The following is a 13,209-nucleotide window of genomic DNA, read 5'->3' on the forward strand; positions in this document are numbered from 1 at the left end:
AACATTAACCCGGCCGCATCCTGGCCGCTGTTGATCCCGAAGCCCGCGGTGAGCGGTCCCAATGCTGCCGCCAAGCCCTCGCCGACAGCATCCACGGCGCTCCCCGCGACGAACATCGCCTCGGGATCAACCACCAACGGAGCCACGCGCGAATTCTCGCCGGAACCGCGCGCGGCCGCTATTCACCCAATGATGGCTTGGAAAAGCTAGCGAGGATCTCTGCAAAGCCGCAACTCATTTATCAACAGCCCGCGCGGCCAGCGTGATGCGGTGCCGTCCGACCGGCACCGCCACGGTCGGTTCGGCCGGTTGGCCGTCGAGGTGAACGCTGACCCCGGCGGGCAGGCCGCTCAGCGTGATCCGCGCGGCGGTGTCGGTGGCCATCATGATGGTCGACGCCGGCAACGCGGCCAGGCCGGCGCGCCGCACATCCACCGTGATTGCGGCGACGCCAGTGAGCCGCAGCGTGAGATACGGCAGCGGACTCACGGGCGGGCCTACCCGCCAGTCCAATTCGCTGTACACGCCCGGGGTCGGGTCGAAGTTCAGCACGAACCCGCGATGGTGCCGAACGGTGTGTGTCGGGTCAGGGCGCGCATACGAACGCGCGTCGACTTCGGCGATGGCCCCGCGCCGCGCCGTCACCGCAGGGTCCGCGGCCAGGCCGGACAACCACCAGACCCGATGCGGCCCGATGCCCAGGTCGTCGCGCACCAATTGCGGGTGCCAGGCGAACGTGATGTGCCCCGGATCGGCCTGGCGCAGGCCGGTTTCCATGTGGGCGATCGGGTCTTCGAACTTGTCCTGCAACACCCAGGCGAGGTGATCCTCGAGCGGATACACCGTGAAGCGATGTCGGTAGCCCAGCCGATCGAGTTCGAGGGCCTGCTCGGCGGCCGACGGGAACGGCACCAGCTCGTCGACCAACCCGTGCGCGATCACATAGGGCAGCCAGCGTGCGTTGACCAGCAGCTTCCACGTGTCGCCCTCGCGGGCACAGGGCGAGTCCGGGTCGAGGTCGGCCGGGATGTCGACGTCGGGAAGTAGCCGCACCCCGCACGTCGGCGGCCCCGCGAGCACCACCGCCTGCGAAAACACCTGCGGGTAGGTCAATCCCAGCTTGTAAGCCGCGTAGCCGCCCATCGAGTAGCCGGAGATCACCGTGCGATTGGGATCGGTGCCCAGTTGTTCGGCGACGCGCGCCCACACTTCCCAGACATCCAGTTCTCCGGTGTCGAAGTACCACGTCGACGGGCCACGGGCCAGCGGCGTGATCACCACCGAGTCGCGCCCCTCGCACACCTCGTGCAGCAGGCGGGGGTCGATCGCGGCGAATTGGCTCTGCCCCAGCGCCAGCGAATGCAGCAGCAGGGTCAACGGCAGCATCCGTCCGGGCTTGAAAGTCGAAGGCAGGCACACCGAATACGGCTGCACCCGACCGAGGAATTGCGGCTTGGTGCTCAAGATGTCGTCGGCGGCCCACCCTTGTTCCAAGCCCTGACCCAGCTCGATCGAGGACACGTACCACCGGGTCGACGGCCCGGTGATCACCGGCTCGGGCTCGGTCTCGCCGGCTGCCAACCGATCCCAGTCCACGGTCAGGGCGAACTTCGACACGTCGCCATGGGTCAGCGCGTCGGCCTGGGCGGCGTCCGACCAGAAGTTCAGGTGCGGCGCCTCCTGCTCGGTGGTGCGGAAGGCCACGTTGTAGACGTTGGGTTGCCCGGGCAGCGCGCCGTGCTCGGCCGGCACGTCGGCGAACCCGTCGCCCGCCGCGTTGGCCAACCCCGCTGCCAGCCGCACCGTCCAGCTTCCGGCCGGCTCGAGCAGGGTCCGCGGCAGCTGCGCGAGGAACGATCGGGACCCCATGTCGACGCTGTGTTGCACGGGCGTCGTGGACTGGGTGGTGAGGTCGATCAGCGCGGCTCCGCTACCGGAAACCAGCAGGGCCATGTCGATTCCGGGCGAGCGCACCCCGGCCCCCGCGGGCCACTGCTCCGGCGCGCTGCGGGCGGGACCGGTGTCGAAAGTGAACAGGGCGATGGGGACCGACGCGTCCACCAGTGTGTTCCAGTCGATCCGCCACCACGTGTGGGTCGCGGTGAGCCCGACCGCCACCCGGAAAATGTCGGCGCCGTTGCGGGCCGCCGGGCCGTCGGGATAGATGTAGGTGCCGCGCGGCGGCGCCTGCACTTTCAGGTCACCGATCGGCAGGCCGGTCGCCCCGTGGTCGTCGTACAGAAAGTCGGTCCAGAACAGGGCACCGCCGGCCAACCGGCCCGCGCCGCACGTGCGCGGAAACTCTTCCCCGAACGGCCATCCCGACGGCACCGGTAGTTGCGGCTCTGGGCGCAGCGCCGCCGGCGGCACCCCCTCGGGCATGCCGTCGACCACGACGAGCTCAGCTGCTGGTGCCGGTGCCGTCGCGGCGGGATGGACCAGCGTGTCGGCGATGTGGCGTGCGATGCGGATCGGGAGGAGAGTCAAATCCAGAAGTGACATCAAGCCCCAACGTACGCGCCGGTGCGCCTCGGCTGCTACGGCACCGGCACCACGATGAGCTCGTGCGGCCGGTTGTTGACGGGCAGGGCGCCGTCTTCGGTCACGACGACGATGTCCTCGATGCGGGCGCCCCACCGGCCCGGAAAATAGATCCCGGGCTCGATCGAGAAGGCCATGCCCGCGGCCAGCGGCAGGTTGTTGCCCGCGACGATGTAGGGCTCCTCGTGCACCGATAACCCGATGCCGTGGCCGGTGCGGTGCACGAACACCTCCCCGAGTCCGGCGGCAGCAAGCACATCGCGCGCCGCCGCGTCGACCTGTTCGGCCGTCACGCCCGGGCGCACCGCATCCACGGCCGCCAGTTGTGCCCGATGCAGCACCGAATAATGTTGTGCTACTTCAGGATTTGGCTCACCGATGCTGTAGGTGCGGGTCGAGTCGGAATGATAACCCGGCTCGTAGGCGCCGCCGATATCGACGACGACGATGTCACCCACCTGCAGTTCGCGGTCCGAGTAGCCATGGTGGGGGTCCGCGCCGTGCGGACCGGAGCCGACGATGATGAACGCCACCTCCGAATGGCCCTCGGCGACAATCGCTTCCGCGATGTCGGCGGCCACGTCGGCCTCGGTGCGGCCGGGGACCAGAAACTCCGGCACCCTAGCGTGCACGCGGTCGATGGCCGCGCCGGCTTTGCGCAGCGCATCGATCTCGCATTCCTCCTTGACCATCCGCAGCGTCCGCATCACGCCGGTGGCCAGGATCGGCAATACCCCCAGGACACCGGCCAGCGGCAGCAGGTGCAGCGCCGGCATGGAGTCGGTGACGGCGGTCGCGGCGGGAGCACCCCCCAACGCGGCGCCCACCAATTGGTAGGGGTCGTCCCCGTCGACCCAATCCCGCACCGCCAGACCCAGTTCCGCGATCGCCGACCCCTTGAGCGACGCCAGCTCCAGCCGCGGCACCACTACCGTCGGGTCCCCGGACGCCGGCAGCACCAGCGCGGTGAACCGCTCGAGCGTCTGGGCGCGCGACCCCACCAGGTAGCGCAGGTCGTACCCGGGAGTGATCACCAGGCCGGCCAACCCCGCGTCGGCGGTCGCGGCGGCCGCCGCCGCCAGCCGGTGGGCATACACCCCGGTGTCGAACCGATGAGATTCCATGGCAGCCAGGCTAACCGGTCCGACGAACGCCGACTTGGTGCGCCGATTACGTTGGGTGGTCGACGAGAAGCCGACGCCCGGCAGCGTGAGACGATAACCCGCATGCCATCGGCCCCACGTACGACCGGCGAACCGCCGCTATTGCTGCTCGACGGGGCCAGCATGTGGTTCCGGTCGTATTTCGGGGTGCCGTCGTCGATCACCTCCCCCGACGGCCGGCCGGTCAACGCCGTCCGCGGATTCATCGACTCGATGGCCGTCGTGATCAGCCAGCAGCGTCCCAGCCGGCTGGTGGTCTGCCTGGACCTGGATTGGCGGCCGCAATTCCGGGTGGACCTCGTCCCGTCCTACAAGGCGCATCGAGTCGCGGAAGCCGAGCCCGAGGGCGAACCCGACGTCGAGGAGGTCCCCGACGATCTGACGCCGCAGATCGACATGATCATGGAGTTGCTGGACGCCTTCGGCATCCCGACGGCGGGCGCCGAAGGTTTCGAGGCCGACGATGTGCTCGGCACGCTGGCCGCCCGCGAACGCCGCGACCCCGTGGTGGTGGTCAGCGGCGACCGCGACCTGCTGCAGGTGGTGTCCGACGATCCGGTGCCCGTCCGAGTCCTCTACCTGGGCCGGGGGCTGACCAAGGCCACCCTGTTCGGTCCGGCGGAGGTCGCCGAACACTACGGCGTGCCCGAACACCGGGCCGGCGCCGCCTACGCCGAGTTCGCGCTGATGCGCGGCGATCCCTCCGATGGCCTGCCGGGCGTCCCGGGTGTCGGGGAGAAGACGGCCGCGACCCTGCTGGCCCAGCACGGCTCGCTCGAACAGATCCTGGCGGCCGCCCACGATCCGAAATCGAAGATGGCCAAGGGTCTGCGCTCGAAACTGCTGGGCGCGACGGACTACATCGACGCCGCGGAACAAGTGGTCCGGGTGGCCACCGACGCACCCGTCAGCCTGTCGACCCCGACCGACGCCCTGCCGCTGGCGGCCGACGACCCGCACCGCACCGCGGAGCTGGCGACCCGACTGGGCGTCGGGTCGTCGATAGGGCGGTTGCAGAAGGCGCTCGACGCGCTGCCGGACTGACCGACTACTGCGGGCGGCCCACTTCGTAGGTGCCCTTGTTGTCCTGGAAGGTCACCGTCACGTGCTTGGGGGCTCCGTCGATGCTGACGTCGCAGTCGAACGTGGCGCCCTTTTTGACGGTCGGGTTCTGGCCGTGGTTGCACTTGACGTTTTGGACGTTCTTGGCGCCGTAACCGTTGGTTTCGTCGGAAAGGACCTGCTGCACACCCGCCTGCGCCTTATTCACGTCCAGCTTGGTGGTGACGAAGAACCCGGGCTGCCAGAAGCCGAGCACCAGCACGACGGCGATGAGCAGGAAGGCGATCACCCCGCCCACGCCGGCGATCACGGCGACCGACCGCTTCTTGGGCGGCTGCTGCTCATATGGCGCGTACTGCTGCGGGTACTGGCCCGGCTGCCCGTACTGCCCGGGCTGGCCATACTGGCCGGGCTGGCCATACTGGCCCGGCTGCCCGTACTGCCCCGGCTGGCCGTACTGACCCGGCTGGCCGTACTGGCCGGGCTGCGCGTACTGGCCGGGCTGCGCGTAGCCGGGCTGCTGGGGGTATTGCTGCGGATACGCCTGTTCGGCCGGCTGCTGGTACTGCGGGTACTCGGCGGGCGGCGTGTAGGCCGGGGCCTGCCACGTCGCCTCCTGGCCCGGCTGCTGCTGCCACGGCGAACCGACCTGGGTCGGTTCGGACGACTGATCGCTACCTTGGCCGGGCGGTTGCCACTGCTGCTCCGGTCCCTGCGGTCCGCTCATCGTCTCTCCTCAGCCCCTTAGTGTCTTGGCACGCACTCTCGGCGTTGTGATTGATTGGATCTACGGTAGCTTCGGCACAGCCTACCCGGCGTCAACAGCGACGACGCCGCGCCGAACGTCATTGATGGCGCGCTTGGCCGTGGCCCGCAAATCGGGATCGGGGGCGGCGTTGCGGACCTGGTCCAACAGATCCAGCACCTGGCGGCACCAGCGGACGAAATCACCCGCCAGCAGCGGCGAGCCGGCGCCGGCCGGGTCGACGGCCGCCAGGGCCGCGGCCAGGTCACCGGTCTTGGCCCAGCGATAGATGACGTTGACGAAGCCGTCATCGGGTTCCCGGCTCGGCGCGATCCGATGGGTCTGTTCGTCGGAGCGCAACGCGTACGACAGCCGCGACGTTTGCTGCAACGCCTGTCGCACCCGCTGAGTGGGCGCCTCGGCGGCGAACGCCGCGCGCGGGCCTTCACCACCGCGGCTCTCGTACAGGACCGCCGAGACCACCGCCGCCAACTCGGGCGGTTTCAGATCGGCCCACGCGCCGGTCCGCAGGCACTCGGCGACCAGCAGATCGCTCTCGCTGTAGATGCGGGCCAGCAGCCGGCCGTCGTCAGTGACGTGGGGATCGGTCTCCGGGCCCTGGATGAAGCCGCGCTCGGTGAGCAGGCCGACGATCCGGTCGAAGGTCCGCGCCAGCGAATTGGTCGCGGCGGCAACCTTTTTCTCCAGCTGCGCGTTGTCCCGTTCGATGCGCAGATACCGCTCGGCCTGCCGGACTCGCGACTCCAGCCCGGCGCTGTTGTGCGACGGGTGCCGGCGCAGCTCCTCCCGCAACGAGGCCAGCTCCGGGTCGTGAAACGCCCCGTCGTGGTCGCCACGGCCGCCGCGGCGCCTGGCCGGAACGGCCAGCCCGGCCGCCGCCGACCGCAGCGCCGACGCCAGGTCACGCCGGACCCGCGGCTGGCGGTGCTCGACCCGCTTGGGCAACGGCATCGACCCGACCGGAGCCGACGCGCCCGAGTAGTCGGCCGTGGAAATCCTTCCCGCCCAGCGGTTTTCCGTGAGCACCAACGGGCGCGGGTCATCGCCGTCGCGAGCCGATTCGAGCACCACCGCCAGCCCGCCGCGCCTGCCATGGGTGATGTTGATGATGTCGCCGCGCCGCAGCGCGGCCAGGGCGTCGCTGGCCGCCTGACGGCGCTGCAGACGCGACGCGCGGGACTGCGCGCGCTCCATCTCCGAAATGCGGGCGCGCAGCCGCGCGTAGTCGAGGATCGGGGCCTGCGGGCCGCCCAGCTCGGCGGCGATCTCGGCGAGCATCGCGTTGCCGCGCTCGATTCCGCGGACCAGGCCGACGACGGAGCGGTCGGCCTGATACTGGGCGAACGACTGCTCCAGCAGCCGGTGCGCCTGCTCGGGCCCCATCTGCTGCACCAGGTTGATCGTCATGTTGTACGACGGGGCGAACGAGCTGCGCAGCGGGAAGGTGCGGGTGGAGGCGAGGCCCGCCACGGCGGACGGCTCGGTGTTCTCGTCCGTGGGATTCCACAGGACCACCGCGTGACCCTCGACGTCGATGCCGCGCCGCCCGGCGCGGCCCGTCAGCTGCGTGTACTCCCCGGGTGTCAGCGGCATGTGCTGCTCGCCGTTGAACTTGACCAGCCGCTCGAGCACCACCGTGCGGGCGGGCATGTTGATGCCGAGCGCCAGCGTCTCGGTCGCAAACACCGCCTTGACCAGACCGGCGGTGAACAGCTCCTCGACGGTGTGCCGGAACACCGGCAGCATCCCGGCGTGGTGGGCCGCCAGGCCGCGCAGCAGCCCCTCCCGCCACTCGTAGTAACCGAGCACCGCCAGGTCGGCGTCGGCGAGATCGCCGCAGCGGTGGTCGATCACCTCGGCGACCTGCGCCCGTTCCTCCTCGGTGGTCAACCGGAGCGGCGAGCGCAGACACTGCTGGACGGCGGCGTCGCAGCCGGCTCGAGAGAACACGAACGTGATCGCCGGCAGCAGCCCCTCGGAGTCCAGCGTCGCGATCACGTCCGCCCGCCCCGGTGGCCGGTAGAACCGCGGCCGGCCGGGCGCGCCGCGTCCACCGCGCCCGCGCCGCGGCTGCCAGTCCGACATCCGGTCGGCCTCCCGGCGATGCGCGATGTGGCGCACCAGGTCCGGGCTGACGCGCGCCTCGTGGCCGGCGACCGGCTGCCCGCCGGCTTCCGAGCTGCGGTAGTCGAAAAGGTCGAAGAGCCGCTTGCCCACCAACACGTGCTGCCACAACGGCACCGGCCGGTGCTCGTCGACCACCACGGTGGTATCGCCCCGCACCGTCTGGATCCAGCCGCCGAATTCCTCGGCGTTGCTCACCGTCGCCGACAGGCTGACCACCCGCACCTCGTCGGGCAGGTGCAGGATCACTTCCTCCCACACCGGGCCGCGCATCCGGTCGGCCAGGAAATGCACCTCATCCATCACGACGTAGGAAAGCCCTTGCAGCGCAGGCGAATCGGCGTAAAGCATGTTGCGCAGCACCTCGGTGGTCATCACCACCACGGGGGCGTCGGCGTTCACCGACATGTCACCGGTCAGCAGGCCGATCCGGTCGCGGCCGTAGCGCGCGATCAGATCGGTGTGCTTCTGGTTGCTCAGCGCCTTGAGTGGCGTGGTGTAGAAGCACTTGCCGCCGGCGGCCAGCGCCAGGTGCACGGCGAACTCCCCCACCACCGTCTTGCCGGCGCCGGTCGGGGCGCACACCAGCACGCCGTGGCCTCGTTCCAGCGCCGCGCATGCGCGCTGCTGGAAACCGTCGAGCGCGAAGGGCAATTCGGCGGTGAACCGGGTCAGCTCGACGAGCTCCGTTGCGTCCTTCGGCACCGACGGTTTAGGTGACATCGTCATGCTGGCCGGCGGTGAACGACGGCTCCCGCGCCGGCTCGTGTATCGGTGCGGGCGCCTCGATGACCGAGGCCTCGTCGTCCGGGATCGCTGTCTGCGCTTCGCGCTTTGCCTTCCGCCTGTCATGCAGGCGGGCGATCTGGATGGCGAACTCCAGCAGCACCGACAGCGCCACGCCCAACGCGGTCATCGAGAACGGATCGGACCCGGGCGTGAAAACCGCGGCGAACACGAACATCCCGAAGATCAGGCCGCGCCGCCAGGACTTGAGCCGCTCGTAGGTCAGCACGCCCGTCATGTTGAGCATGACGATGAGCAACGGGAACTCGAAGCTGACCCCGAACACCACCAGCAGGTTGATCAGAAACCCGAAGTACCGATCCCCGGACAGCGCGGTCACCTGCACGTCGCTGCCGACCGTCAGCAGGAAGCCCAGCGCTTTGGACAGCACGAAGTAGGCCAGGATCGCGCCCGTGACGAACAGCGCCGCCGCGGGGATCACGAATCCGACCGCGAAGCGGCGCTCCTTTTGGTACAGCCCCGGCGTGATGAACGCCCAGAGTTCGTAGAACCACACCGGGCAGGCCAGCACGACCCCGGCGGTCAGCCCGACCTTGAGCCGCAACATGAACTGGTCGAACGGCGCCGTGGCCAGCAGCCGGCATTGACCGTCGGCGCTGATGCTGGCGCGCGCCGACTGAGGCAGGGAGCAGTACGGGTGGCGCAGCCACTCGCCGAGGCTTTCCAGCCCGAAGATCGAGTGCGAATACCAGAAGAACCCGAAGATCGTGGTGATCAAGATGGCGGCCAGCGACAGCAGCAACCGGGTGCGCAGCTCGGTCAGGTGATCGACGAGCGACATCGTCGCGTCGGGGTTGGTTCGGCTGCGCCTGTTACGCGGATTGAGGCGCTTCAGCACGCCGGCAGTGCGCGCTGAAACTTTGAGACCTTTCACGACGCTCGTTCAGTAGCGCTCGGGCACCGCGACGATGACGGCGGGCTACGCCGGGCGTGCTTCGGAATGCCCCTGCTCGGCCGCCGGAGCGTCGACACGCTGCGACTGCACGGGAGTGGGGTTGGCCGCGGAGGGGGCGCTGTTGGTCGCGTTGTTGGCCTCCAAAGCCGACGACTCCGCTTTGTTCTCGGTCTGCATTTCGCGCAGCTCAGACTTGAAGATGCGCATCGACTTGCCCAGCGAACGTGCTGCATCGGGGAGCTTCTTGGCACCGAAGAGCAGGATCACCACCACAGCGAGGATCGCCCAGTGCCACGGACTAAGACTGCCCACTTTGATTACCTCCAGACGTCTACCCGATGCTACCGCAGTGCGGCGATACACCGGACCGACCGCGCCGTGGCCTCAGGGGGCGAGCGCCCGGTAGGAGTCGAGCGCCGCCGCCGCCGCATCCCGGACACGTACCGCCAGCGACTCCGGTTCAAGCACCCGCACGGCCGACCCGAAGCCCAGCACGAGGCGGGTCATCCAGTCCTCGGAGGCGTAGGTCATCACCGCCTCGCAGGACCCGTCCGGCAGCTCCCGCACGTCGCGCATCGGGTAGTACTCGAACATCCACGACGCCGACGGCGCGATCCGCAGCCTGGCCGACGGCAGCGACGGGTCGCCGTCGAACAGGGAGGTGTCCGGCGGCGCCTGTAGCGCCAGTTCGGGCGGGGCCGCCGGCTCGTCCAACTCGGTGGCGTCGACGATGCGGTCGAAGCGGAACAGCCGCACCCCTTCGGCCTCGCGTGACCAGGCCTCCAGGTAGCTGTGGCCGCCGATCAGCAGCACGCGGATGGGGTCGACGATCCGGCTGGTCAGGGCGTCGTGCGACGCGGAGTAATAGTCGATGGCCAGCGCGTGTTTGGACTGCACCGCGGTGCGCACCGCGGCCGCGGCGTGGCTCTCCGCGGGTGCCTGCTCGTCGACCGCTGCCGCCGACCCGGTGGCGTCCTGCCCGACGGCACCCGCCGCGGCCTCGATCTTGGCGATCGCGCTGCGCGCCGCCTCCGGATCCACGACGCCCGGAATGTCGGCGAGCGCGCGCAGGGCCACGAGCAGACCGGTGGCCTCTGGCGAGGTGAGTTTGAGGGGCCGGTCGATGCCCGCGGAGAAGGTGACCTCGATGGTGTCGCCGGCGAATTGGAAGTCGATCAGGTCTCCCGGGTAGTAGCCGGGCAGCCCGCACATCCAGAGCTGGTTGAGGTCCTCTTCCAGCTGCTTGGCGGACACCCCCAGGTCGGCGGCCGCCTTGGCCCGAGTGACCCGCGGGTTGGCCTGGAAATACGGCACCATGTTGAGCAGCCGGATCAGCCGCGTGGATATGGCAGTCATGACAGCTCTCCGTCCTCCACGTGGGAGCGCAGCCGCGCCAGGACGTCGTCGCGCAGCTGCTGCGGCTCGAGCACGACCGCGTCGGCCCCATAGCCGGCGATGTCGCTCGCCAGCCGGTCGCTGGACCCGATCTCCAGTTCGATTACCTCCCCGTCGCGGCCGCCCAGTTGCCGCGCGCCGGAGGACCTCCCGGCGCGCCGCAGCGCGGTGGCCCGCCCGTCGGCGACCCATACCCGCGCCTGCCCACCGGTCGGCGTCTCGGCGATCGTCCGGGCCACGATATGGCGCAAATCCACATCCGCGGGCACCACCACCGCCCCGGCCGGGCCGATCGGCCGGACCTCGGCGCCGATCCGCGACAGCCGGAAGGTCCGGGTGGCTTCGCGGTCGCGGTCATGACCCACCAGGTACCAGCGGCCCTTCTGGGTGACGACGCCCCACGGCTCCACGGTGCGCACGCTGTACGGCTCGGCGCGCAAGGGCCGGTGCGGGAACTGCACCGCCTGCCGGGAATCGATGGCCGACAGCAGGATTCCGAGAACCTCTTCCGAACCGCGCAGCCCAGGCACCCCGGCGGGTGAGGCGATCGCCACCGGCGCATCGGGGTCGACGTCCACGCCCGCGGCGCGCAGCTTGAGCAGCGCACCCTGGGTGGCGGTGATCAATTCGGGCGACTCCCACAATTGGGTCGCGACGGCTACCGCGGCCGCCTCGTCGGGAGTCAGCTCGACCGCCGGCAGCGCGTAGGCGTCCCGATTGATCCGGTACCCCTCGGTGGGCTCCATGGCCGACGCCCTGCCCACCTCGAGCGGGATGCCCAGGTCGCGCAGCTCGTTCTTGTCCCGCTCGAACATGCGGGAGAAGGCCTCGGCGCTCGGGCTGTCCGCGTAACCGGCCACGCTGGACCTGATCTTCTCCGCGCTGATGTAGCCGCGGGTGGACAGCAGGGCGATGACGAGATTGACCAACCGCTCGACTTTCGAGGTCGCCATTCGCACCAGGTTATAACCGTCGCCCGTGGTGCGCCTGCACCGGCCGGCGAGTCGCAGTTTTCACAATTGGCACATCAGTCACTAGTTCGCCGGGACCACCGGCTCGACGGATTTGATAGCGCCCGCGATATCAGTCGTGGCGCGCATCGGTGGGTACGAGCGACGGGTGTGGCAGCTGTGACCAGAAACTACATGCTGGCGATCAGCCGCTTGACCCGCTCGTCGACCGCCCGGAAGGGGTCCTTGCACAACACGGTCCGCTGGGCCTGGTCGTTGAGCTTGAGGTGCACCCAGTCGACGGTGAAGTCGCGGCCCGCAGCCTGAGCGGCGCTGATGAATTCGCCGCGCAGCCGCGCCCGGGTGGTCTGCGGCGGGTGGTCGACGGCCTCCGCTATCTCCTCGTCGGTGGTGACGCGCGCCGCCAGGCCCTTGCGCTGCAGCAGGTCGAACACGCCGCGCCCACGCTTGATGTCGTGATAGGCCAGGTCCAGCTGGGCGATCTTGGGGTCGGACAGCTCCATGCTGTAGCGGTCCTGGTAGCGCTGGAACAGCTTGCGCTTGATCACCCAGTCGATCTCGGTGTCCACCTTGGCGAAGTCCTGGCTCTCGACGGCGTCTAGCTGACGCCCCCACAGGTCGACGACCTGCTCGATCTGGGCGTTGGGCTCGCGGGTCTGCAGGTGTTCGACGGCGCGGCTGTAGTACTCGCGCTGGATGTCCAGGGCGCTGGCCTGCCGGCCGCCGGCCAGCCGCACGGGCCGCCGCCCGGTGATGTCGTGGCTGACCTCGCGGATGGCGCGGATCGGGTTGTCCAGCGAGAAGTCACGGAAGGGGACGCCGGCCTCGATCATCTCCAGCACCAGCGCGGCGGTGCCCACCTTGAGCATGGTGGTGGTCTCACACATGTTGGAGTCGCCGACGATCACGTGCAGCCGCCGGTACTTCTCGGCGTCAGCGTGCGGCTCGTCTCGGGTGTTGATGATCGGACGGCTGCGGGTGGTAGCCGAGGAGACGCCCTCCCAGATGTGCTCGGCGCGTTGCGACAGGCAGAACGTCGCCGCCTTCGGGGTCTGCAGCACCTTGCCGGCCCCGCAGATCAGCTGGCGCGTGACCAGGAACGGCAGCAGCACATCGGAGATCCGGGAGAACTCGCCGGCCCGCACGATCAGGTAGTTCTCGTGGCAGCCATACGAGTTGCCCGCCGAGTCGGTGTTGTTCTTGAACAGGTAGATGTCGCCACCGATGCCCTCGTCGGCCAGCCGCTGCTCGGCGTCGATCAGCAGGTCTTCCAGCACCCATTCGCCGGCCCGGTCGTGGGTGACCAGCTGCACCAGGCTGTCGCACTCGGCCGTCGCGTACTCGGGGTGGCTGCCCACGTCGAGGTACAGGCGGGCGCCGTTGCGAAGAAAAACGTTCGAGCTGCGCCCCCACGACACGACGCGCCGGAACAGGTACCGGGCGACCTCGTCCGGCGACAGCCGGCGATGACCGTGGAACGTGCAG

At 69.5% G+C, this 13,209-nt stretch carries 10 protein-coding genes; 1 reads left to right on the top strand and 9 read right to left on the bottom strand.

Annotation, left to right across the window (positions count from 1 at the left end; all coding sequences use genetic code 11):
• Nucleotides 1-234: 234 nt before the first annotated feature.
• Both A9X05_RS17000 and A9X05_RS17005 read right to left on the bottom strand, forming a co-directional pair.
• Nucleotides 235-2,502, bottom strand: coding sequence for an alpha/beta hydrolase-fold protein (locus A9X05_RS17000; RefSeq protein ID WP_067782881.1), 2,268 nt, complete (start codon nt 2,500-2,502; stop codon nt 235-237).
• A gap of 35 nt (nt 2,503-2,537) precedes the next feature.
• Nucleotides 2,538-3,665: a Xaa-Pro peptidase family protein gene (locus A9X05_RS17005; protein ID WP_067782884.1), complete on the bottom strand. Its 1,128-nt coding sequence runs from the start codon at nt 3,663-3,665 to the stop codon at nt 2,538-2,540.
• Nucleotides 3,666-3,767: 102 nt separating this feature from the next.
• Between A9X05_RS17005 and A9X05_RS17010 the strand changes: the two genes are divergently transcribed.
• Nucleotides 3,768-4,748, top strand: coding sequence for a 5'-3' exonuclease (locus A9X05_RS17010; protein ID WP_067782887.1), 981 nt, complete (start codon nt 3,768-3,770; stop codon nt 4,746-4,748).
• A gap of 4 nt (nt 4,749-4,752) precedes the next feature.
• Here the strand turns inward: A9X05_RS17010 and A9X05_RS17015 are convergent, their stop codons facing one another.
• The 7 genes from A9X05_RS17015 to pafA all read right to left on the bottom strand — a co-directional run.
• Nucleotides 4,753-5,493, bottom strand: coding sequence for a DUF4333 domain-containing protein (locus tag A9X05_RS17015; protein WP_067755000.1), 741 nt, complete (start codon nt 5,491-5,493; stop codon nt 4,753-4,755).
• Nucleotides 5,494-5,574: 81 nt separating this feature from the next.
• On the bottom strand, nt 5,575-8,379 hold the full coding sequence (locus A9X05_RS17020) for an RNA helicase (RefSeq protein WP_067782899.1): 2,805 nt from the start codon (nt 8,377-8,379) through the stop codon (nt 5,575-5,577).
• Nucleotides 8,369-9,337, bottom strand: coding sequence for a twin-arginine translocase subunit TatC (gene tatC / locus A9X05_RS17025; RefSeq protein WP_156736789.1), 969 nt, complete (start codon nt 9,335-9,337; stop codon nt 8,369-8,371). The genes A9X05_RS17020 and tatC overlap by 11 nt, the downstream gene beginning before the upstream one ends.
• Nucleotides 9,338-9,382: 45 nt before the next feature.
• Entirely contained in the window at nt 9,383-9,670 is a 288-nt protein-coding gene (gene tatA / locus A9X05_RS17030) for a Sec-independent protein translocase subunit TatA (RefSeq protein ID WP_067269728.1), read from the bottom strand.
• A gap of 72 nt (nt 9,671-9,742) precedes the next feature.
• Nucleotides 9,743-10,714, bottom strand: coding sequence for a YafY family protein (locus A9X05_RS17035; RefSeq protein WP_067782890.1), 972 nt, complete (start codon nt 10,712-10,714; stop codon nt 9,743-9,745).
• The gene (locus tag A9X05_RS17040; RefSeq protein ID WP_067782893.1) at nt 10,711-11,706 is read right to left on the bottom strand and encodes a YafY family protein; all 996 of its coding nucleotides are present in this window, start codon (nt 11,704-11,706) and stop codon (nt 10,711-10,713) included. The genes A9X05_RS17035 and A9X05_RS17040 overlap by 4 nt, the downstream gene beginning before the upstream one ends.
• A gap of 188 nt (nt 11,707-11,894) precedes the next feature.
• A partial coding sequence (gene pafA, locus A9X05_RS17045; RefSeq protein WP_067754988.1) for a Pup--protein ligase occupies nt 11,895-13,209 on the bottom strand: 1,315 nt, incomplete at its 5' end.

This window comes from Mycobacterium sp. E3298 (assembly GCF_001666895.1).
Lineage (GTDB): Bacteria > Actinomycetota > Actinomycetes > Mycobacteriales > Mycobacteriaceae > Mycobacterium.